This window comes from Acinetobacter pollinis, assembly GCF_015627175.1.
Lineage (GTDB): Bacteria > Pseudomonadota > Gammaproteobacteria > Pseudomonadales > Moraxellaceae > Acinetobacter > Acinetobacter pollinis.
In genome coordinates, this window is the sequence record NZ_VTDQ01000001.1 from 149,864 (window position 1) to 171,504 (window position 21,641).

Genomic DNA, 21,641 nt, shown 5'->3' on the forward strand with positions numbered 1-21,641 from the left:
CTCACGCCTAAACCTGATTAAATGGTACACTTTTTAAAGTTTAATATCTGTAAAGATTCACTATGACAGCTAAAAATTTATATGCATACACTTTACAACCAGTAAGTTATGAAGTGTCTGAAGCAGAACAACGAAATGCCCAACTCACCATTTGGCGCAGTACAAATAAAATTGGTATGAAAGCTTGGGCAATTATGGGCGTTGTCGTTTTACTTTCAATTTTAGGTATTGTTTTAATAAAAAATTATTCTACTATTTTTTGCTGGGTTGCTCTTGCCTGTGTGGCAATCTATCTACTTATACGAAAATACGGATTAGAGTGGTATGTAAAAAGAAAAATGAATGAGTTCCCTACTCAAGACATTAAAGGCATACGACTAGGTGTACAACCCTCAGGTATTGTAATGCGCCAGAAAGTAGGACTACAAGAAGGTGTCGGATCTGTTGGCTGGAAAGATATGTACGAATGGTACGATACACCAGATTTTTTACTCATTAACTTTAAGCTAAAAGATCAACAAGGTGCATACATTTTACCAAAACGTATGGATAGCAAAAACTTTGCCTTTTCAACAATTCGTAAGCATTTAAAAGAATCTGTTGGACAGCCTAAAAATATTTAAATTTAAAAAAACTCCTTTTTTAAAAGGAGTTTTTTTCATCTAAAAAAATAAATGATAATTAATGCCATATGTAAAATAATAACATTTAGATTCAATAATTCGTTATAATCGCCAAATATTTATACGCTATCTCTTCTTTATTGTCAGTATTTACTTATGCTAAAAAAGACCCTCTTCCAACTCCATTGGTTCTTCGGGATTACAGCAGGTCTCATCTTATCCATTACTGGTGTTACAGGTGCGCTCTACTCTTACGATCAACAAATTTTAAAATGGTTTAACCAAGATAGTTATGTTGTTCAAGTTGCAGATTCCCCTAAGCTTACACCAGATCAAATTTATCAAAAACTACTCACTAAAGATCCTGAGCTACAAATTAATAGTATTACGATGATGCAAGCACCAGATGCTTCCTCTATTGTAAATATAAAAAAAGAGGGAGAGCGTAAAGGTCTAGATCTTATGATTAACCCTTACACCGGTGATACACTTCCTCAAGTTCAAGGAAAAGAAGTCTTTCAGTTCATTCTCAGACTGCACCGAAATCTTACTTTAGGCCCTGTAGGTACGCAAATTACAGGTGCATGTGCACTCATGCTCATTTACTTTGTCCTAAGCGGTATCTATCTACGTTGGCCCAAAAAACATACTTTAAAACAATGGGTCTTTATAAAACCTAAACTTAAAGGTAGAAATTTTATTTGGGATCTACATGCTGTTGTAGGTACATGGGTTATTGTGTTCTACCTTCTTTTTGCTGTCACAGGATTATATTGGTCTTATGATTGGTGGCGCGATGGCATGTTTAAAGTTATGGGTGTAGACCGCCCACAGCCTATGCAAATGATGCAAGGTAAAGGTAGCCGTGATGGAGAGCATCAACATAAAATTTCTAACGATGAAGTCACTCAAGCGCTATATAAAACATGGAATGGATTTAGTCAGAGCTATGCAAACGGATTTTCTAGTTTAACCTTAACTATTCCTAAAAAAAATAATAATCAGGTCGACCTAACATTTGTAGACCCTTCACCACAGCATGAACGTGCACGTAATACCGCAACTTATGACTATGCGACAAATAAAATTGATGCATTGAAGAAATACGAAGATAAAAAACTCAATGAAAAAATAATGACTAGCATGCTTCCTGTACATAGAGGAAGTTTCTTTGGACCAATTTGGCAATTTATTGCAATGCTTGCATCTCTTGCTATGCCCCTATTTTTTGTGACAGGCATTTTGCTATATCTAAAAAGGCGTAAACAAAAGAAACTTACAGCACAGGCCAAACAAAGCCATACCGTATTGCCTAACTCTAGTACCAATAAAGATGCTTGGCTCATCGTGTATGCTTCACAAACAGGTACTGCAGAACAAATTGCTTGGCATACGTCTGCCAGTTTACAAGAAAAACAACAGTTCGTAACGGTCAAAGCAATTCATAAGATAGATGCCACAGATCTTAGCAACCACTCACGTATATTATTCATTATAAGTACGTACGGTACAGGAGATGCTCCTGATCTTGCTAGTGGTTTTGTTAAAAAAATAATGACCCAAAAATTAGACTTATCACATCTAAATTATGCAGTACTTGCATTGGGTTCTAAAGAATATGTTGATAGCTATTGTCAATTCGGACATATGGTTAATGAGTGGTTGAAACAACAAAATGCCCTACCATTCTTTCAACCTATAGAAGTTGATAATTTAGATCCTAATGCGATCGAGTTATGGTATACCTCTTTAGCTCAAAGCACACAGCTTGATCTAAATATAGTTGAAGAAGACATTCATTTTGAAAACTGTACATTACTCGGTAAGAAGCATAGTAATCCTGAAAGCCAAGGTGCTCCAATTTATCTACTTAATTTTGATATACCAACAGACATGACTTGGAAAGCTGGTGATATTGCTGAAACACAACCAATGAATACTAGAGTGCACATTCAAGCATTTCTTTCTGAAAATAATTTAGATATAAACAATGAGAAATTTTACTCTCTTCTAGCAGACAAAGATCTTAAACACTTCTCCACTGATAAACAACTAGAAGACCTACCAACGTTACCTACTAGAGAATATTCAATTGCGAGTATTCCTGAGCAAGGTTATTTGCAATTGGTTGTAAGGTTACATTCATCTACCGAAGAGCCTTTCGAATATGGTTTAGGCTCTGGTTGGTTATGTAAATATACAGATATTGGCTCTAAGGTTGCGCTACGTATTCGAACAAATGAGAATTTCCATTTAATCGCAGATAATAGACCAATTATACTTATTGGGAATGGCACTGGAATTGCTGGTCTTATGAGTTTATTACAGCAAAGAAAACAGCTTAACTATAAAAATAATTGGCTAATTTTTGGTGAGCGTCAAAAAGGCAAAGACTTCACCTATCAAGCTGAATTAGAAAATCTACAGAGTATGGATTACTTAGTACATTTAGATCTCGCATTCTCTAGAGATGCAGATAATGGATATTATGTACAACATAAACTCAAACATCAGGCTTTAGAGCTTAAAAAATGGGTCTCAGAAGGTGCCATTATTTATGTGTGTGGAAGTATTAATACGATGGCACGTGAAGTAGATGAAATGCTTATTCATATTTTAGGCGAAGAACTCGTAGATGAATTAAGAGAGACAGATCGCTATAAACGAGATGTCTATTAAAACGAATATAGCCGAGTACATACTCGGCTTTTTTATATTATAAAAAGCAGAATAAGATTAATACAAGGATTAGTATATTTTTGGAAATTTTAAAGTTTGGATATGGTGGGCGCTGACGGGATCGAACCGCCGACATTCTGCTTGTAAGGCAGACGCTCTACCAACTGAGCTAAGCGCCCTTTTCGTCTGAATAGACTAAAGGATATAAGTCTTAAATGGCGCAACGGACGGGACTCGAACCCGCGACCCTCGGCGTGACAGGCCGATATTCTAACCAACTGAACTACCGCTGCATAATCTTTATAAAAGGACTTATTCTTTTATAAGTTATGGTGGGCGCTGACGGGATCGAACCGCCGACATTCTGCTTGTAAGGCAGACGCTCTACCAACTGAGCTAAGCGCCCTTTTCGTCTAAAAAGACAAGGGGATAAGTCTTAAATGGCGCAGCGGACGGGACTCGAACCCGCGACCCTCGGCGTGACAGGCCGATATTCTAACCAACTGAACTACCGCTGCATAATCTTTATAAAAGGACTTATTCTTTTATAAGTTATGGTGGGCGCTGACGGGATCGAACCGCCGACATTCTGCTTGTAAGGCAGACGCTCTACCAACTGAGCTAAGCGCCCAAGCTCTATCTGTAAATGGCGCAGCGGACGGGACTCGAACCCGCGACCCTCGGCGTGACAGGCCGATATTCTAACCAACTGAACTACCGCTGCACTTACAGGTATAACTTGCACAAACTAAATCTTAAATGGCGCAGCGGACGGGACTCGAACCCGCGACCCTCGGCGTGACAGGCCGATATTCTAACCAACTGAACTACCGCTGCACTTAAGACTTCAACGTAAGAGTGGTGGGCGCTGACGGGATCGAACCGCCGACATTCTGCTTGTAAGGCAGACGCTCTACCAACTGAGCTAAGCGCCCTCTAACGTGTTTATCGTTTGTGAGGTGCATTATAGAGAATCTATTCGGTGTGTCAAACGCTTTTATCACTCTTTGTATTTTTTTGCGATTAAATGATTAAAAAATAAGTCAAAACATCATATTTCGCTCATTTTTTCACAATCTTCTGCAATATAAACCAATGCACCTTCTTCTATCGCATTAAATAAATGAATCAGATCTGCATTATGCATACGGATACAACCATGAGATAAAGGAATTCCCATCGGATTTATGTCTGGTGTACCATGTATATAAATATAACGTTGGTATGTATCTACCCCTTCACCTAAGTTTTTGCCTAACTCTAACCCTTTAAGCCATAAAATTCGCGTTAATATCCAGTCTCTTTCAGGATATTGGTCAGCATATACTGAAGAATAAATTTCACCTGTCGGTTGGCGACCAACAAAAACCGTATTTTGAGGTGTATTCTTTCCTATTTTTTGCTCAATCGTGTGCCAGCCTCTGGGTGTTTTTCCTGAATTTTCTTGTTCCCCTGCTCCATTTAAAGCTGTAGAAATTTTGAATTTTAGTTTGAGCTTTGGCAGAACTAATGTTTGTTTTGCAATATCAACCAAGACATCTACATCTTTAATGTCAAATTTTTCCTGCTTAATCATATTATCCTTTATATCTTTTGGTTCAGGTCTGAGACATAGCCAAATCGCGACAATTAACATTGTTGTGTCGGTAAAAATTTTTACCCATATTGGTGCCGATGTGAATATCATTAAGATGCCACTACCTAACATCATCAAACAAGCAATCCACTTTACCTTACGTGTAACACTACCATTTTTACGCCAATTTCTGAGTGACTCACCATATTTGGGATGATTTAGTAACCATTCATCGACTTGAGGCCATCCTTTAGATGCAGCCCACGCAGCTAAAATGAGAAATACTGTCGTAGGCATCCCAGGTAAGATTGCACCAATTCCACCAAGCACAATAAATAATATTACCAATATTCGCCAAAATAGTGTTTTCATCACACGATTCATTCCTTATATCTTCCATAATTTAGTTTTTTAAATCATGCTTACAGCTACCCCAAATTATTTTATGCCGAATTATAAGATGAAACATCAATATTTTTTCGAACCTTGGTTGTCATACTCTCATCCTATAGTTCGACAACTTGCCTTTTGTATTGCAAGCCCAAATATTATACAAGCGATACCTAACGATCTCACCATTCATCATGCCTTTTCATTTCACACGAATGAAGATTGGTATGAATATTATGATCAATATAAAACACGCTTAAATGAACTTGACCAAAACCCAACCCCTTTACTTGATTTTTTATCTCAGCTTAAAAGCACGCGACTTGGTTTAAGATTTGAAATGTTCTTATGGTTTTGGCTATTAGATGAAGACTATCATCACTTTAAAGTTTTGGGGCATAGCGTACAACAAATCTTAGGATCTAAAACACTAGGTGAATTAGACTTTGTAGTCTTAAATAAAAAAAACGACCGCATTGAACACTGGGAAGTGGCTCTAAAATACTATTTGGCCGAGAAAAATATGCAATTTAATGACTGGTTTGGGTTAAATAGAGATGATAAATTAGAAAAAAAACTTTCTCATGCAACCTGTAGGCAATTTCAATTTGATCATGCTCTTGGTTATTCAATCGATCAAAAAATTGCTGTGTTTAAAGGACAACTTTATATTTCTCTAAAGGAGCAAAATAATTTACCCCACTGGATTAATCCTGAGAGACGGCTTGGCTACTGGGGAAACACTATTTTACCAAATTTTTATCGATTAAGCCGTCAGGAATGGATAACCCCAAACTTAAAGCCCACGTCACCTATAGCTCAATGGTGGATTAATGGGCTATATCATCATGTAAATGATGAATTATTTTATATGTATCGCGCCGCATCACCACTTTATATTTATTAAAATAAAATAACAATTTGATTACAATCCAACCATAAAATTTAATACTTCTTTTATTTTAATTTGGTTATTCTAAAGTCAGAAATTAACTACAATAAATGACATACCTAGGAGAAAATCATGAAAAAAGTTATTTTTGCTTCAATTGCAATTGCTGCTGTTACTTTAACTGGCTGTAATACATTCCGTGGGGTTGGACAAGATGTATCTAGCGCTGGGCATGCAGTATCAAGTACAGCAACAAAAGCACAGTCTCAAATGAAATAATTCAGTAAGCATATAAAGCCCTACTCTTTTGAGTGGGGCTTTTTTTATTTTTGATTATTTTAAATTCTGCTTTATGATAATGGGTTAACTTTCAATGATGTTAAAATTTATTTATGCAGTCTTCAGAAACACTCGATCTTAGCTTAGAACTTTTACAACAACCCTCTGTTACACCAAACGATCATACATGCCAAGATATTATTGCAGCACGTCTTTCAAAGATTGGCTTCAATATTGAGTCAATGCGGTTTGAAGATGTAGATAACTTATGGGCACGTAAAGGTACTACTGAACCCGTTTTCTGTTTTGCCGGCCATACCGATGTCGTTCCAACAGGTAGCCTAGAAGCATGGGACTCTGCCCCTTTCGCACCTGAAATTCGTGATGGAAAACTTTATGGTCGAGGTAGTGCAGATATGAAGACTGCCCTAGCTGCAATGGTCGTCGCGACAGAGCGTTTCATAGAAAAGCATCCTCAACATAAAGGTTCTATAGCGTACCTCATTACATCTGATGAAGAGGGGCCTGCAAAAAATGGAACAGTGAAGGTTATTGAAACGTTAGAAAATCGTCAGGAAAAAATTAAATGGTGTCTTGTTGGTGAGCCGTCAAGTACAAATACACTTGGTGATATTGTAAAAAATGGTCGTAGAGGTTCGCTCAACGCTAAAATTATTGTTCAGGGTAAACAAGGTCATGTTGCTTACCCACACCTCGCGAAAAATCCGATTCATCTTGCAACAGCAGCCATTGATGAATTATGTAAGACAGTTTGGGATGAAGGTAATGAATACTTTCCTGCAACTTCATTTCAAATTTCTAATATACATGCGGGCACAGGTGCAACGAATGTTATTCCCGATACATTAGAAATTACATGTAATTTTAGATTCTCTACGGAAGTCACTGCTGAAGAATTAAAAGCACGTGTGACTGCTATTTTAGATAAAAATGATTTAGATTATGATATTACATGGAACCTTTCTGGACTTCCATTTATTACGCCTGTTGGCGATCTTGTTAAAGCTACACAGCAAGCCATTGAAAAAACGACTAGCTCATGCACACAACTTTCTACCAGTGGTGGTACATCTGATGGCCGATTTATTGCCCCTACAGGCGCTCAAGTGATTGAACTTGGCGTATTGAATGCAACAATTCATCAGGTGAATGAACACGTGAATGTAGCTGATTTAGAGCCTCTTGCTCAAATTTATGAGGAAATCTTGGTCAATTTACTTGCATAAAAAAAGGGCTTTAAGCCCTTTTTTTATTTGATGATACTTTCGTAAATTGGGTCTAATTTAGGAATTTGGCACATCTCATTTCGAATGCTTACATACTGAAATACTTCAGCCTTAGCTTCTACATTCTCATCAATATCGACAACTTCCGAAATACGTAACCGCAGTGGTTCAGGCATTTCATTGCATAAAATCACAAATCGACGACTTGGCATCTCACCTTCTACAATTAATGCAGTACCTTCATCCAAATCAGGTTGATGTATTGCATACACTGGAAGTTCTAGATCATGCCAATTAATCGTTTTTACACCTGTACGGTGACTCTGTACAGATAAAATAAGGTTCTGAGGCAGTATCATTGGTGGTTGTTGATGACATTCAATCTTAAAAATATCAACAAAACCTGTTGAAACTGCAATCAGATCACTTAACCCTTGTGCAGATGCAATATTTAAATCAGTTTGCACCATCGATTTATTCACCATCTTGCTCACCTTTAGATGCCTTTAACGCATTTTCAATTTGCTCAAGTAAAGTATCTTCTTGGAATGGTTTACCCATATAATCATTTACACCAAGACTTAAGGCACGCTCGCGATGCTTTTCACCTGTTCTTGATGTAATCATAATGATTGGAAGATGATGATGAATCTCATGGTGACGTACTTGGTTCGCAACTTCGAAACCATCCATTCGAGGCATCTCAATATCCAATAACATAACATCTGGACGTATTGTTTCTAACTTTTCAATGGCATCGACACCATCTTTTGCAGTCACAATCTCATAACCATTACGCTCAAGGAGTCTTGATGTCACTTTACGTACTGTCACAGAGTCATCGACAATCATCACTAGATGTCTAACATCTGCTTTTTGACGTTGATGATCAAGCTCACTTGCCAAGTCGACACTACGTTGACTGTTTTGCGCAACTCGGGCAATGTTTTGTCCATCTAAGATGAGACACACTTTACCATCACCAAGAATTGTTGCTCCACTGAGTACTTCAATATCTTTCAATTGATTATCAAGTGGTTTCACCACAATCTCTACACGCGACCCAACCAACTGATCCACAAGCAATGCAATTGTTTGGTTGTTATAACCTTTTAGTAAAATAACAGGTAAAGATTCATTTGTATTAAAAGTAGGTTGCTTTGCATAACCCAAGAATTCTGAAATATAACGTAAGCGATATTGCTTACCTTCAATTTCACAATATTCTGAGGAGCTTGCAAAATACTCTTCTACAACTGTTGGTTGTAAGCGTACAATACGCTCAATTTGAGACAACGGTAATGCAAACTGCTGATTCACTGCCTTAATCATAAGGGCATCAGTCACTGCAACAATTGTTGGAATTTGAATTGTAAACTTTGTCCCTTTATTTGGCACAGAGTTCACTGAAATAATTCCACCAAGTGCACGGATATGACTTCTTACAACATCAAGCCCTACACCACGACCAGATAATTGCGTCACTTCACTCGCTGTTGAGAATCCTGAGTGGAAAATATACTGTAAGATATCTTCATCAGACAGATGATCATTACTCGAAATTAACCCTTTTGACTCTGCTTTACGACGAACCTTCGCAACATTAATTCCTCGACCATCATCTTCGATATCAATAATAATATCTGTACCTTGACGATTTAGAGAAATTTTCAGTTTACCTGCTTTAGGTTTATCTGCTTTAAGTCTTTCACGCGAATCCTCAATACCATGGTCGATGGCATTACGAATCATATGTTCTAAAGGTGCGACAAGCTTGTCTAAGATACTTCTATCGACTTCTAGACGTGAATTATTCACTTCAAAATCTACTGCACGATTTACAGTACCCGAGGTTTGCCTTACGAGTCGTTGTAATCGAGATTCAATTAATGAAAAGCTCACAAGCCTTACACTAGTCAAATGATCATAGATATCTGTTTGAATACGCGCTTGCTCTAATAAAAGAGATTCAGAGTCGCGAATTTTCTCCGCAAGTGTCGCTTTAAAATCAAGTAAATCCGATGCAGACTCGGCAAGTGACTTAGACAATTGGTTTAAAGACGAATATTGGTCCATTTCTAATGGGTCAAAGTCTTCATACTGCCCATCATCGACGGTATGTTTTGCTAAGATTTGCGTTTCAAGCTCACCTTCCATTCGACGCAACTGGTCAGATAGACGCTTAACTGCAAGCTCCATCTCAGACAATGTTGCGCTGAATTGGTTCATTCCCATCTCTACACGAGATCGGTTAATTGAACTTTCTGCAGTCAGGTTAGAGACTTTATCAACGAGATTAGATGATATTCGAATCATCTCAGATGTCTGAGAAGCCTCACTATCATTTTCCCATTCACCCATCATCGATGGTGGTTCAGCACCATCTCCTGTAACATACTGAGGGCCACCAGCAATTGCATTTACATCAATACTTTCATCAGAAAGTTGCATTTTCTGTAATGCTTTATTAGTTTCAGCTAAATCGACTTTACTCGCATCTTCACCATCTAAAATACGACGTATTTTATTAAAGATACTAAAGATTAGACTATCGTGAACATCTGTACTGACTTGATAAACTGCAAATTTTTCAAATGCATCAACCAGTAGGTTTGCAAACTCAAAGACAATCCCTTTTTCAATCGCTTTTGCATCATCAAAGAGTACGTGTGCTGTACGCTGAACAGAAAGTAGTAAGCTACGATTTCGACGATCATCCGTCCATGCTGTAAATGCTTTAACCAAATTGCTTAACTGGCCAGATGCATGATCTCTAAATTCAGGTGTAATTGCCGCAAAATTCGAAACTTCACTTTCTGTAACAGATGGCTGTGTATTGACTGGCTCTACTTTAGTAAGATTCGTCTGATCGAATGACGTATCATACTGATAAACACCACCTTTTAGATGATCCAATATACTGAGTGTATGTTCATTCGAATAGTCGATACCAGAATGACGGATCGTGTCAATGCGGTCTGCCAATTGATCTTGAATAAGTCGAACAATATCTATGAGTGATTGACTTGGATCTATTTTTTGATAAATCAAAGACTCATAAATTGTTTCTAAATGGTGGGCAATTAAACCAAAATTCTCAGCCTGAATCATATTTGCACTCCCTTTAAGGGTATGTAAATATCTCATCAGATTCTTAAGTGCATCAGTGTCGCTAAAGTTATCTTGGAATGCAGATAAATCGATATCTATCTGTCCCATAATCTCTTCAGCTTCATCGAGGAAAATTTCAATGAGTTCGGCATCATCTAAGATATTAGACGTATAATTCGAAACTGTTTGTTTATCCAAGCTCAACTTTTGAATAATTTGTTGAATCGAATTCTCTGATGTCTGTTTCGCTTTTTGGGTAATATTTGTGTCACTCAATTCCTTCTCTTCAAAATATTCAGATTCAGAGAATAAGTGACTGATTTGACCAATAGCTTCACTAAGATCATCTTTATGACTTAGTAATATCTGATTAATTTGCCCCGAAGCAATGTAATCAAAATAAACAATTAGATTATCATGTGATTCATTCAGAAGTGGTGCTGCTTTCTTCAGAAGATCATAATCTGTAAATGCAATTGTAAGTAAAAGAATATAACCTTCTCTTAATTTAGAAATATAATCTTCTAAATCAAATAAATGTTTTTCTTTTGCCCAATCTACCAAGTTTTCACTTTGGTCAATTAATGTTGTTAGATAATCTTCAGCAGCGTCCCAAACAAGTGTAGGAAACTCTTCGCTAATATCTAGTAAATCATCAACACCTAGCTCGACAATTTCATTAATAAGTGGTTTATCTGTATCCACCACTTTAATGTATTGCGAATAATTGTCCCATACACTTTGGAATTTTTCTGTCGCTTCGTCTCTCAAAGACGCATTACCCTCTTTGAGACCCTGTAAATAGTGAGATAAAAATTCTGCAAACTGTGGTAAAAGATCTAAACTTAAATGTAGCTCATTTCTTTCTTGTAGTTCACTATTTAGTGACAATTCAACATTTGCACTTGCAACACAAATCGGCTCTATATGAGCCATACCTGAACTGCCTTTTAGCGTATGTATGCTACGAACAAGTGAAGCTGTTTGTTTAGATGTAGGTTGAGCTTCATCTAAATACTGACGAATCGTATCTAAGTGCTCATAAGCCTCATCAAAGTAAATTGCCAGCGTTTCCTGAGAAATAACTACCCCATTAATTACAGGTGCTGATGTATCAATTTCTTCGGTTTCTGGTAATGCTTCATCAACACGATCTAGCTCTTTTTCATTTATAGATGGAGCTACTTGGGTTGATTCTGGCTCTTCTTGTGGAATTTCTTCCTCAACAGCTTGGCCATGGAGTAGCATTGCTTTTAGTGATGGATCAACTTCTTGCTGATCTTTCAATGCTTTACCAAGATATACGAAAGGTCGAATATCTGTATCTAATGCTTCATGACGCTCAATAAAAGGATAGACCTCCGAGCTATAGAACTCGAATGCCTTTAAGCAATACAGTTGAATATCCGATGTAATTTTATCGTTATCATGAAGAATACTATTTAATAGATCTTCAACACACCAAGCAAGCTCACCTGCTTGATTTGCACCCACCATTCGCCCAGAACCTTTCAATGTATGGAAATGGCGGCGTATTGTCTTTACACACTCAATATCATGTAGATTTTCCTGCCAAACTACAAACAGGTCTTTAAGCTCTACAATGATTTCTGCAGCTTCTTCGATAAAAATATCGATAATTTCTGCATCTTGATCTAAATAGCTATCTTCCGGCAAAGGAACGTCTGCTATTAGCTTTTGCACTAATTCATTCATCGCTTGCTCAAACTTTATCTGTTTAGCCTGAGTAATTACAGTTGACCTATAGGCTTATAGGTCAACGTAATGGCTAAAATATCTAAGATAATTAGAGAATATAAGAGGGCTACATTTATTCTGGTAGCTTAAAGTCAGATACAGACTCTCTTAATGACTCCGCCATGTTTGCAAGCTCAGAAACAGATTGTGCTGTATCGAAGGTCGCAGAAGTTGTTTGAGCGGTAATTTCTTGTACAACATTCATCGTATCTGCAATTTGACTTGCTGAAGATGACTGTAACTGTGCTGCGCTAGAAATGTTACCAATCAATTGCGCAAGCGAGGTAGATACCGTTTGAATCTCATCAAGTGCGAGACCCGCATCCTTCGCTAAGTTTGCACCACGTACAACCTCAGATGTTGTTTGTTCCATTGAAATTACGGCTTCGTTTGTATCGGCCTGAATCGTACGTACTAATCCATCAATCTGTTTTGTTGCAGATGCAGAGCGTTCAGCTAGACGCTGTACTTCATCGGCTACAACCGCGAAGCCTCGACCTGCTTCACCCGCCATGGATGCCTGAATGGCTGCATTTAATGCCAAGATGTTTGTTTGGTCTGCAATATCATTAATTAACGATACGATGTTACCAATTTCTTGCGAAGATTCACCAAGACGCTTAATACGCTTAGATGTTTCTTGGATCTGTTCACGAATATTATCCATACCATGCATAGAACGGTTTACGACATCTGCACCATTCGATGCAATTTCAACCGAACGTTTCGCAACTTCTGTAGACTCATTCGCGTTGTTTGATACTTCACCAATAGACAATACAATTGCGTTAATTGCCTTAGATGCACCAGAAATTTCATCTGATTGTTGTTGCGATGCTTGTGTCAAACTGCTTGTTACTTGTTGCGTATTTTGTGTATAGACAGAAACTTCTTGTGATGTTTGATAAATACGCGATACCAAGTCACGTAATTGGTCAATTGCGAAGTTAATCGAATCGGCAATTGCCCCCGTAAAGTCTTCAGATACTGTTGCGTAACTACGTAAGTCACCATCGGCCAAGTCGGCAATTTCATCAAGTAATCGTAAAATTGCTTCTTGGTTACGATCATACTCTTCTTTTAATTCTTGAATACGCTCTTTATCGGCTTCGGCACGTAAACCAAATAACTTATAAAGCGCATACATGAATGTTACGAATCCAACTAAAAGTAAAATACGAGGTAAGTAAACACTAAAGAACGAGGAAACTGAAATTTCATCAAGATTTTTTAACAGTATATCTGATTCTTGAATAATGAATGCAGATGCTTTTTGTACAGCAGTTACTTTATTCGAGTTATTAAATACAATTGCAGCATCTGTTTTTACAACTTCATCGTACTGCTTTTTCATATCAATGAGTTTGTTTCGAAGATCTGCATCTGCAACTTTTTCAACACCAAGATCTAAGTCACCTTCAATCTGTGCATTCAAATAAGTACCAAATGTTTCTGTGGTATCTTTAAACTCGTTTGCTGCATCTGTATTTTCAGCTTTCGTTACACTTGTAATATCATGCATCGATCTAAGCATACGCTCTGCTAGAATCACTTGATCTTTCGCATTTGCAATTTGCCCAGTAGGTAAACGACGTTTAATCATCTCATCAACGATCAAGTTATACTGAGATTGTATCCCAGGAATAATTTGGTCCATCTTAATCGTTGTTGCTCTTAAGTCGCTCAAAATTGTTTTGTTGCTTGTTACAACATCAATTTTTTCGGAGATTTCAGCCCATTCCTTGTCAATCTTACCAATATCACCTTTAACCTCAAAAGAACCTTCAACAACCTTTAAGTTTTCTTTAAAAAGATCTCTACTTTCTTTCAGTTTAGTAAACGATTCATCAGAGCCCGTTGTCGATGTCGCATCGACAACTTGACGAGAAGCAACCTGTGATAAAAGTTTTAAGTTAGATAAACTTTGAGTCACCCCATTATGCTTTGAAGTACTATAGAAAATAGCAAACAAAATAAAGAATGTAAAAATAATACCAAAAAACGCAAGTAGAATTAGCGGTCTTACAGCTTTCTTTTTACCAAAACCACTACCCACTTCATTTAAATAGGCATCTAGTTTCCTAAAAATGCCGTTACTACTTCCCGTATCTTTAAAGCCCATGTGGCTTCTCCCCCTAAAAATCAACAGTATGTAACAAGATAATCTATAAACAATTAGCTTAATGCAGTCGTAATTTGTCTAAAGTCTTTAATTAATTTGCTAAATAAAAAGACATTCCAGGTTTTTTGATCATAGTCAAAATACCCAGAACAATATTTTTCTACACTTGTATTTAGCTTAGAATTACGCGAAAAAAAACTTTGTTTATTAAAATGCTGAAGTCCCGTTACTTCATCGACCATCAGACCAATATAATGATCGTGATGTTGCAAACATAAGATTTTTTGCTGTCGCGTTCTTTTTGTTGGCTTATTCAATAAATATTCCGTGAGATCAACGACAGTTAATAGCTGTCCACGTATATTTGATAAACCTTTTAACCAAGACTCTCCTTTAGGGACAGGTGTCAGACTAGGACAGTACATGACCTCGGCCACCTCACCTAAAGGCACAACAAAAGATTGCTCTTGTAATTCAAAAGCAATCCCAGACCATCTATTTACACTATCAGCAATTGCTTGCTGATGTTTATCGCCTTGTCTTGCAAGGCGTAGTAACTCAAGAAAGCCATTTGCCGCCATAATTGGACCTAACTAAATTCTTTTATAAAAGATTTAACTGAACTGCATCGAGTAATGCTTGCTCATCTACTGGTTTAGTTAGGTAATCTTTGGCGCCTTGACGTTTACCCCATACGCGATCGGTTTCTTGATCTTTCGTACTAACAATAATGACTGGGATATCTTTTGTATGTTCAGAGCGAGAAATTTGACGCGTTGCTTGGAAACCGTTTACACCAGGCATTACTACATCCATAAGGATAAGATCTGGTTTCTCTGCTGCTGCGACAGTCACACCATCTGCACCATTATTCGCTTCAATCACCTCAAAGCCATGCTTTGTCAATATTTCTCTAAAACGAAATACTTCAGTCGGTGAGTCATCGATAATTAAAATACGCTTTGCTTTCATTTTTTTCCCCCAAAATTACAAAAAAATCAGCTACTTCACATAAGTGCGAATAGCATTTACTAACTCATCTTTACTAAACGGTTTAGTTAGGTACTCATCTGACCCAACAATTTGCCCTTTGGCACGATCGAACAAGCCATCTTTACTTGATAGCATGATGATTGGTGTATCTTTATACTGCTGTGAATTCTTAATCAAAGCACATGTTTGATAACCATCTAGACGTGGCATCATGATATCAATAAATATGATATCTGGACTGGTCTCTGTAATTTTTGACAATGCTTCAAAACCATCAACAGCCGTGATCACTTCAAAACCTTCGCGCTGTAATAGCGTTTCTGCTGTACGACGAATAGTTTTAGAATCGTCAATGACCATTACCTTTAGACTGCTCATTTTATCCCCTTGCATTAGAATGATGCTTTAAATGCTCATCTAATCAGTTAATTTATTTAGTCAACAACTTTTCGAGCTTATTACTTACTATTAAACATTCATTTAGTGGAATTTTCAATAAATAAATTAATACAAACTCGCTAACCATATCATTTCTAAATTAATATTCTTTTACAACTCAAACTATTTCAGCTAATTTCAAAATAACACTTGAGCATTAAAAAGTATTCGGTTGATAATAGCGTACTTATTACTCTATTTATTACTTTTTTGAGACTCTAATGTACTTAAAACACGTTTTTTCACCAAAAAGTCGTCGTCATTTAAGCAAAACAATTTTGTCTTCTTTCTTTGTGTCATTTTTTTTCTTTATTTTTAATCAAACCAGTTTTGCAACAACTTGGTACAGATATTACGATCGTCAAGGGGTACCATTAATTAGTACATCTGTTTCTCCAGAACATATACGTAATGGATATGATGTACTTAATGGGAATATGGAACTTATACAAAAAGTACCTGCATTACAAAATACTGAAATATCTAGACAAAAACGAGAGCAAGAAGCCGAACAAGATGTTTTAAATGAAAAAGTTCGACAAATTTATACGCATAGCAACATTGCAACCAAACGTAAGAATAATTTATTACGGGGAATTCAAGACAAAATTGCGTTACAAAGCAAACAATATGATTCTTTGCAAGGATATCTAAGAGACCTTCGTCATGATGAATTTGAACTTCTCTATCGAAATAAAATTGTACCGAAATCATTGAAAAATAATATTGAGCAAACTACAAATCGTATTCGTGACTCACAAAAGAAAATGAACGATTTACAGACTCAATATGAACAAACTGAACAGCAATACGACAAGATCATTAATAGATTAAAAAAATTGGAAGAACGCTAGCCAGAAGTTATTTACTTCTTCGTCATTTTCTACCAAACTGCACGATTAGACTTTGATGGTTTAACGGTCGCCTTACTTTTAATGATGTAAAGTAAAGTTTGTATTTTATTTTTGGTATTAGGACAACTTCAAATGCGCGCGAGTCGCTTTTTGTTTGCAACACTCAGAGAGAACCCGAGCGATGCTGAAATTATTTCACATCAGCTCATGCTTCGAGCAGGGATGATTCGTAAACTTGCGTCAGGATTATATACATGGCTACCCACGGGGAAACGTGTCCTGAATAAGATTGAAAAAATCATTAAAGAAGAAATGGATCGCTCTGGTGCACTAGAAGTCTTCATGCCTGTTGTTCAGCCTGCAAGCTTATGGCAAGAATCAGGTCGTTTTGAACAGTACGGTCCTGAGTTAACACGTTTCAAAGATCGTCATAATAACGATTTTGTGCTCGGCCCAACACATGAAGAAGTAATTACAGATCTGGTACGCAATGAACTGAAAAGTTATAAGCAATTGCCTTTGAATTTTTATCAGGTTCAAACCAAATTTAGAGACGAAATTCGTCCTCGCTTTGGTATTATGAGATCGCGTGAGTTTATTATGAAAGATGCTTATTCTTTTCATATTAATCAAGCATCTCTACAAGAAACCTATGAGGTTATGTACGATACCTATTGTCGTATTTTCACACGTCTTGGTTTAAACTTTAGACCAGTACAAGCAGATACAGGTTCTATTGGTGGTTCTGCTTCGCATGAGTTTCATGTACTTGCATCAAGTGGTGAAGATGCTATCGTTTTTTCAACGGAGTCAAACTTTGCTGCAAATGTTGAAAAAGCAGAAGCTATTTTAGTAGGTGATAGACCAACTGCTCAACAGGACATGCAAATCGTAGATACACCAAATCAAAATACGATTGCTAAAGTTTCCGATTATCTGAAGGTACCTGCACAACAAACAGTAAAAGCGTTACTGGTTCAAGGTGTGGCTTCAGAAGAAAATCCACAAATTCCTGTAATCGCATTATTTGTACGTGGTGATCACGAACTAAACACTATTAAGGCAGAATCACACCCACATATTGCAGCTCCGCTCACGTTTGCTACAGAAGAGCAGCTCGCATCGCATGGTTTAACTGCTGGATATATTGGACCACAAGGCCTAAAAGAGAAAGGCATTACTGTCATTGTAGATCGAGCAGCTTCTATACTTTCAGATTTTGTAGCAGGTGCTAATACAGTAGACCAACATGCTACTGGTCTTAACTGGGACAGAGATGCTACCTATTCTGAAGTCTATGACTTGCGTAATGTAGTAGATGGCGATCCATCTCCAGATGGTCATGGCACGTTACAAATTAAACGTGGTATTGAAGTTGGTCATATTTTCCAACTCGGACAGAAGTATTCAGAAGCATTAAATTGCACTGTACTTGGTGAAGATGGAAAGCCGACTATTGTTTCTATGGGTTGCTATGGCATTGGTGTTACCCGCGTCATTGCAGCAGCAATAGAACAAAATCACGATGATAAAGGCATTATTTGGCCAAAAGCATTAGCACCTTTTGATATTGCGATTGTCCCAATGAATGGACATAAATCTCCTCGCACGCTTGAAGCTGCAGAAGAACTTTATGAAGAGTTACTAAAGCTAGGTTACGATGTATTGCTAGATGACCGAAATGAACGTCCGGGAGTTAAATTCTCCGACCTTGAATTAACTGGTATTCCTCATCGTATTGTTATTGGAGAAAAGGGTCTAGATGCAGGCACTTTCGAATACAAAGGCCGTAGAGATGAGACAGCTACGAACCTAAATAAAGATGAACTTTTAGAAAAACTGAAAAGTTAATCCAAAAAAACCGCTCAAAATGAGCGGTTTTTTTATGCTTTAGGTAATGTTACACCTGTTTGACCTTGGTATTTGCCACCACGGTCTTTGTAGGATGTCTCACATACTTCATCACTTTCAAAAAATAGCATTTGCGCAACACCCTCTCCCGCATAAATTCTTGCAGGAAGATTCGTCGTATTCGAAAATTCTAATGTCACATGACCTTCCCACTCTGGCTCAAGTGGTGTGACGTTAACAATAATACCACAGCGTGCATATGTCGATTTTCCTAGGCATACAGTTAATACATTTCGTGGGATACGGAAATACTCCACTGTGCGCGCTAAAGCAAATGAGTTAGGTGGAATAATACATACATCTGATTCAATATTAATGAAACTCTTATCATCAAAATTTTTAGGATCTACAATTGCCGAATGCACATTTGTAAATACTTTAAACTCAGGTGCACAACGTACATCGTATCCATAACTTGAAACACCATATGAAATCAGCTTTTCACCTTGATCATTAAAACGAACCTGATTTTCTGCATAAGGTTCAATCATGCCATGTTCACGGCTCATCTCGCGAATCCAACGATCAGATTTAATTGCCATATTTATTCCAAATTAAATAATCATATCTCTGCACGTACTTTAACTGAAAATATAACTGATTCAAAGTCGTGTATTGGGCTACTTCACGAAATTATTCAGCAACAGGTTTTTGACTTCTTCTCCCCGTCCAGAAAGAAGTGCTTTGACCGCATATAAAGAAGTAGATGTAACCTGATTAAGATGAGGGTCAGGAGGCATAACTAACTCTACAGGGTTGGTATGAACGTCTAATAATGCTGGACCATCATGTTCTAAAAATTCCTGTACCGCTTGCTCTAGTCCCTCTCCTGTTTTAATAGTACGACCATAAAAACCAATTACTTCTGCCAATTTCCCGAAATCGGGATTCATTAAATCTGTATAATGATCTAAAAGTCCCTCAACTTTCTGCTCTAATTCCACAAAATTTAAAGAACTATTATTTAAAACAACAATTTTTATGGGTAGTTTTTCTTGAACCGCTGTTAATAAATCGCCTAAAAGCATGGCTAAGCCACCATCACCACAAATAGCAATGACTTGTCTAGATGGAAATGCCTTTTGTATACCTAAAGCCTGAGGCATTGCATTTGCCATCGTGCCATGCAATAAACTGGTCAATGTTCTACGCTTTCCATTCACATCAATATGGCGCAAAATCCAGACCATTGGAGAACCACCATCTGCAGTAAAAAATGCATCATCTGTAGCATATCTATTCAGTAAAGAAACGACATATTGTGGATGTATTAAGCCATTTTTGCCGACCCTCTCCTCTTCTTTACGCGTTTGATCACTTTGCTGCTTAAGCGATAATATATGCGTTAGAAACGAGCTATCACTTTTCTCATTGAGCAAAGGCAATAATGCATCCAAAGTCGTATGAATTTGCCCTACTGCTCCAATTTCAATTGGATGACGTCGCCCTAAATGTTCTGGGTTAATATCTATCTGTATAATTTTAGTATGATGTGGATAATACTGAGACCATGCAAAGTCGGCTCCAAGTAATATTAATAAGTCACAATCCATGAGAGCATGATAGCCAGCTTTAGCACCAAATACGCCCGTCATTCCTACATTATAAGGATTGTCATATTCGATAAAATCTTTAGAACGTGAAGTATGCGCAATTGGTGCTTTAATTTTTTCTGCTAACTGAATAAGTTGCTTATGTGCCTGTGCTGCACCAACACCTGCATAAATCGTTATATTCTCACAGCTATTGATTAATTCTTTAATTTCATAAAGTTCACTCTGTGCGGGTAAAACTTGAGGATTAGTAACATAAGTACGAAAACTATCATCATCTTCTATGTGAGCTTCACTAATGTTTGCAGGAACAATAACAACTGCAACCCCTTTCTTATTTATAGCTGCCTGACAAGCGAGCGTAAAAATACGACGTGCTTGAGATGCTTGTGTAATTTCCTCACAAAATACGCTACATTTTTCATAAACAGATTTAAAGTCGACATATTGAGGAAAATCAACAAATCCCGCTATATCTGTTGAAAGCTGGCTCGCAATAAGTATGACAGGTGCCTTATTACGATGAGACTCATAGAGACCATTAATAAAGTGCAAACTGCCCGGGCCACAAGAACCTGCGCATGCTGTTAGTTCTCCACTCATTAAACTATCTGCACCCGCAGCAAAACCACCTACCTCTTCATGGCGTACATGAACCCAATCAATTTTACTTTTTGCTATAGAATTCGTTATATGATTTAGTGTATCACCTACAATGCCATAACATCGTTTTACACCTGCATCCTCTAAAACTTCTACAATTAGATCCGATACTTTTTTTGTCATTTCTATTTCCTTTAATATTATTTTTTTACGACTTACTTTTAATGTATTTTCTTCTCTTTTTTAAAAAAAATACGTTCACTTATGTCTCAAATTTGTATAGAAATATCACTTTATATTTTATATAGACAAATAAAAAAGATAGCTATTAAAGCTATCTTTTAAAAAGAAAAAATATCGTTTTAAGGCATGTCACTATGCTTTATATCAAATGCTTTACGCATAATTTTAGTATCAGGATTACCTGTAATTGGATCATCCGGATAATATCCCACATGCATCACACCTTGTTGATACAAAGACTTAATCGTATCTGCTAACTCCTGTGTCGGAATAGGCTTACTGTTTTGTCTCCAATCAACCGCTTGTAATTCAACAACAGATTTACGAATACCATTTGGATATTGTTTCAAACGTTTCACAATGTCTGCA

Annotated in this window: 17 protein-coding genes, 8 tRNA genes and 1 pseudogene; 7 read left to right on the forward strand and 19 right to left on the reverse strand. The window is 37.1% G+C overall.

Features of this window, described 5'->3' with window-relative positions; translation table 11 throughout:
* Positions 1 to 62 precede the first annotated feature (62 nt).
* Both I2F23_RS00750 and I2F23_RS00755 read left to right on the forward strand, forming a co-directional pair.
* Complete coding sequence (locus I2F23_RS00750; RefSeq protein ID WP_195770688.1) at positions 63 to 623, forward strand: YcxB family protein; 561 nt, start codon at positions 63 to 65, stop codon at positions 621 to 623.
* Positions 624 to 779: 156 nt separating this feature from the next.
* Positions 780 to 3,302 carry a PepSY domain-containing protein gene (locus I2F23_RS00755; RefSeq protein WP_195770689.1) on the forward strand — a complete coding sequence of 841 codons (2,523 nt, stop codon included), beginning with the start codon at positions 780 to 782 and terminating at the stop codon, positions 3,300 to 3,302.
* A gap of 103 nt (positions 3,303 to 3,405) precedes the next feature.
* On the opposite strand, the gene I2F23_RS00760 is transcribed toward I2F23_RS00755, so the two are convergent.
* The 10 genes and pseudogenes from I2F23_RS00760 to I2F23_RS00805 form a co-directional block, all read right to left on the reverse strand.
* Positions 3,406 to 3,481: transfer RNA gene (locus I2F23_RS00760), tRNA-Val, on the reverse strand.
* A gap of 37 nt (positions 3,482 to 3,518) precedes the next feature.
* Positions 3,519 to 3,595: transfer RNA gene (locus I2F23_RS00765), tRNA-Asp, on the reverse strand.
* Between the two features lie 37 nt (positions 3,596 to 3,632).
* Positions 3,633 to 3,708: transfer RNA gene (locus I2F23_RS00770), tRNA-Val, on the reverse strand.
* A 35-nt stretch (positions 3,709 to 3,743) separates the two neighbouring features.
* Positions 3,744 to 3,820: transfer RNA gene (locus tag I2F23_RS00775), tRNA-Asp, on the reverse strand.
* Positions 3,821 to 3,857: 37 nt separating this feature from the next.
* Positions 3,858 to 3,933 (reverse strand) — tRNA-Val (locus tag I2F23_RS00780).
* A 16-nt stretch (positions 3,934 to 3,949) separates the two neighbouring features.
* A tRNA-Asp gene (locus I2F23_RS00785) sits at positions 3,950 to 4,026 on the reverse strand.
* Positions 4,027 to 4,062: 36 nt separating this feature from the next.
* Positions 4,063 to 4,139 (reverse strand) — tRNA-Asp (locus I2F23_RS00790).
* Between the two features lie 22 nt (positions 4,140 to 4,161).
* Positions 4,162 to 4,237: transfer RNA gene (locus I2F23_RS00795), tRNA-Val, on the reverse strand.
* A 116-nt stretch (positions 4,238 to 4,353) separates the two neighbouring features.
* The gene (locus tag I2F23_RS00800) at positions 4,354 to 4,878 is read right to left on the reverse strand and encodes a L,D-transpeptidase (protein ID WP_195770708.1); all 525 of its coding nucleotides are present in this window, start codon (positions 4,876 to 4,878) and stop codon (positions 4,354 to 4,356) included.
* Between the two features lie 3 nt (positions 4,879 to 4,881).
* Positions 4,882 to 5,250: pseudogene (locus I2F23_RS00805) on the reverse strand (YbaN family protein); the annotation flags it as partial.
* A gap of 73 nt (positions 5,251 to 5,323) precedes the next feature.
* On the opposite strand from I2F23_RS00805, the gene I2F23_RS00810 reads away from it, so the two are divergent.
* From I2F23_RS00810 to dapE, 3 genes are all read left to right on the forward strand, one after another.
* Positions 5,324 to 6,175 (forward strand): DUF1853 family protein, encoded by an 852-nt coding sequence (locus I2F23_RS00810; protein ID WP_195770709.1) that lies wholly within the window; start codon positions 5,324 to 5,326, stop codon positions 6,173 to 6,175.
* A 117-nt stretch (positions 6,176 to 6,292) separates the two neighbouring features.
* Positions 6,293 to 6,439 (forward strand): entericidin A/B family lipoprotein, encoded by a 147-nt coding sequence (locus I2F23_RS00815; RefSeq protein WP_195770690.1) that lies wholly within the window; start codon positions 6,293 to 6,295, stop codon positions 6,437 to 6,439.
* 113 nt (positions 6,440 to 6,552) lie between these two features.
* A complete protein-coding gene (gene dapE / locus I2F23_RS00820) occupies positions 6,553 to 7,686 on the forward strand; it encodes a succinyl-diaminopimelate desuccinylase (RefSeq protein ID WP_195770691.1) in 1,134 nt (377 codons plus the stop codon).
* Between the two features lie 23 nt (positions 7,687 to 7,709).
* Here dapE and I2F23_RS00825 read toward each other — a convergent pair whose 3' ends face one another.
* The 6 genes from I2F23_RS00825 to pilG form a co-directional block, all read right to left on the reverse strand.
* On the reverse strand, positions 7,710 to 8,171 hold the full coding sequence (locus I2F23_RS00825) for a hypothetical protein (RefSeq protein ID WP_228284818.1): 462 nt from the start codon (positions 8,169 to 8,171) through the stop codon (positions 7,710 to 7,712).
* Positions 8,161 to 12,513: a hybrid sensor histidine kinase/response regulator gene (locus I2F23_RS00830; protein WP_195770692.1), complete on the reverse strand. Its 4,353-nt coding sequence runs from the start codon at positions 12,511 to 12,513 to the stop codon at positions 8,161 to 8,163. The genes I2F23_RS00825 and I2F23_RS00830 overlap by 11 nt, the downstream gene beginning before the upstream one ends.
* 115 nt (positions 12,514 to 12,628) lie before the next feature.
* On the reverse strand, positions 12,629 to 14,677 hold the full coding sequence (locus I2F23_RS00835) for a methyl-accepting chemotaxis protein (protein ID WP_195770693.1): 2,049 nt from the start codon (positions 14,675 to 14,677) through the stop codon (positions 12,629 to 12,631).
* Positions 14,678 to 14,730: 53 nt separating this feature from the next.
* Positions 14,731 to 15,258, reverse strand: coding sequence for a chemotaxis protein CheW (locus I2F23_RS00840; protein WP_195770694.1), 528 nt, complete (start codon positions 15,256 to 15,258; stop codon positions 14,731 to 14,733).
* Positions 15,259 to 15,280: 22 nt separating this feature from the next.
* On the reverse strand, positions 15,281 to 15,649 hold the full coding sequence (locus tag I2F23_RS00845; protein ID WP_195770695.1) for a response regulator: 369 nt from the start codon (positions 15,647 to 15,649) through the stop codon (positions 15,281 to 15,283).
* A gap of 30 nt (positions 15,650 to 15,679) precedes the next feature.
* On the reverse strand, positions 15,680 to 16,063 hold the full coding sequence (gene pilG, locus I2F23_RS00850) for a twitching motility response regulator PilG (protein WP_407647976.1): 384 nt from the start codon (positions 16,061 to 16,063) through the stop codon (positions 15,680 to 15,682).
* Positions 16,064 to 16,329: 266 nt separating this feature from the next.
* Between pilG and I2F23_RS00855 the strand changes: the two genes are divergently transcribed.
* Together I2F23_RS00855 and I2F23_RS00860 are read left to right on the forward strand one after the other, a co-directional pair.
* Positions 16,330 to 16,962, forward strand: coding sequence for a hypothetical protein (locus I2F23_RS00855; protein WP_195770697.1), 633 nt, complete (start codon positions 16,330 to 16,332; stop codon positions 16,960 to 16,962).
* Positions 16,963 to 17,094: 132 nt separating this feature from the next.
* Positions 17,095 to 18,813: a proline--tRNA ligase gene (locus I2F23_RS00860; protein ID WP_195770698.1), complete on the forward strand. Its 1,719-nt coding sequence runs from the start codon at positions 17,095 to 17,097 to the stop codon at positions 18,811 to 18,813.
* A gap of 32 nt (positions 18,814 to 18,845) precedes the next feature.
* Here I2F23_RS00860 and dcd read toward each other — a convergent pair whose 3' ends face one another.
* From dcd to I2F23_RS00875, 3 genes are all read right to left on the reverse strand, one after another.
* Positions 18,846 to 19,415, reverse strand: a complete 570-nt coding sequence (gene dcd / locus I2F23_RS00865) for a dCTP deaminase (protein ID WP_023273668.1) — start codon at positions 19,413 to 19,415, stop codon at positions 18,846 to 18,848.
* A 78-nt stretch (positions 19,416 to 19,493) separates the two neighbouring features.
* Entirely contained in the window at positions 19,494 to 21,212 is a 1,719-nt protein-coding gene (locus tag I2F23_RS00870) for a thiamine pyrophosphate-dependent enzyme (RefSeq protein ID WP_195770699.1), read from the reverse strand.
* A gap of 179 nt (positions 21,213 to 21,391) precedes the next feature.
* On the reverse strand, positions 21,392 to 21,641 hold a 250-nt coding region (locus I2F23_RS00875), incomplete at its 5' end, for a poly-beta-1,6-N-acetyl-D-glucosamine N-deacetylase PgaB (protein WP_215728602.1).

What these genes read in the sequence shown, in the direction of transcription:
- dapE (WP_195770691.1), top strand. Translation starts at nt 6,553, where the DNA reads ATGCAGTCTTCAGAAACACTCGATCTTAGCTTAGAACTTTTACAACAA.
- I2F23_RS00835 (WP_195770693.1), bottom strand. Translation starts at nt 14,677, where the DNA reads ATGGGCTTTAAAGATACGGGAAGTAGTAACGGCATTTTTAGGAAACTA.
- I2F23_RS00840 (WP_195770694.1), bottom strand. Translation starts at nt 15,258, where the DNA reads ATGGCGGCAAATGGCTTTCTTGAGTTACTACGCCTTGCAAGACAAGGC.
- I2F23_RS00860 (WP_195770698.1), top strand. Translation starts at nt 17,095, where the DNA reads ATGCGCGCGAGTCGCTTTTTGTTTGCAACACTCAGAGAGAACCCGAGC.
- I2F23_RS00810 (WP_195770709.1), top strand. Translation starts at nt 5,324, where the DNA reads ATGCCGAATTATAAGATGAAACATCAATATTTTTTCGAACCTTGGTTG.
- I2F23_RS00870 (WP_195770699.1), bottom strand. Translation starts at nt 21,212, where the DNA reads ATGACAAAAAAAGTATCGGATCTAATTGTAGAAGTTTTAGAGGATGCA.
- I2F23_RS00855 (WP_195770697.1), top strand. Translation starts at nt 16,330, where the DNA reads ATGTACTTAAAACACGTTTTTTCACCAAAAAGTCGTCGTCATTTAAGC.
- I2F23_RS00825 (WP_228284818.1), bottom strand. Translation starts at nt 8,171, where the DNA reads ATGGTGAATAAATCGATGGTGCAAACTGATTTAAATATTGCATCTGCA.
- I2F23_RS00750 (WP_195770688.1), top strand. Translation starts at nt 63, where the DNA reads ATGACAGCTAAAAATTTATATGCATACACTTTACAACCAGTAAGTTAT.
- dcd (WP_023273668.1), bottom strand. Translation starts at nt 19,415, where the DNA reads ATGGCAATTAAATCTGATCGTTGGATTCGCGAGATGAGCCGTGAACAT.
- I2F23_RS00755 (WP_195770689.1), top strand. Translation starts at nt 780, where the DNA reads ATGCTAAAAAAGACCCTCTTCCAACTCCATTGGTTCTTCGGGATTACA.
- I2F23_RS00845 (WP_195770695.1), bottom strand. Translation starts at nt 15,649, where the DNA reads ATGAAAGCAAAGCGTATTTTAATTATCGATGACTCACCGACTGAAGTA.
- I2F23_RS00815 (WP_195770690.1), top strand. Translation starts at nt 6,293, where the DNA reads ATGAAAAAAGTTATTTTTGCTTCAATTGCAATTGCTGCTGTTACTTTA.
- I2F23_RS00800 (WP_195770708.1), bottom strand. Translation starts at nt 4,878, where the DNA reads ATGATTAAGCAGGAAAAATTTGACATTAAAGATGTAGATGTCTTGGTT.
- pilG (WP_407647976.1), bottom strand. Translation starts at nt 16,063, where the DNA reads ATGCAAGGGGATAAAATGAGCAGTCTAAAGGTAATGGTCATTGACGAT.
- I2F23_RS00830 (WP_195770692.1), bottom strand. Translation starts at nt 12,513, where the DNA reads ATGAATGAATTAGTGCAAAAGCTAATAGCAGACGTTCCTTTGCCGGAA.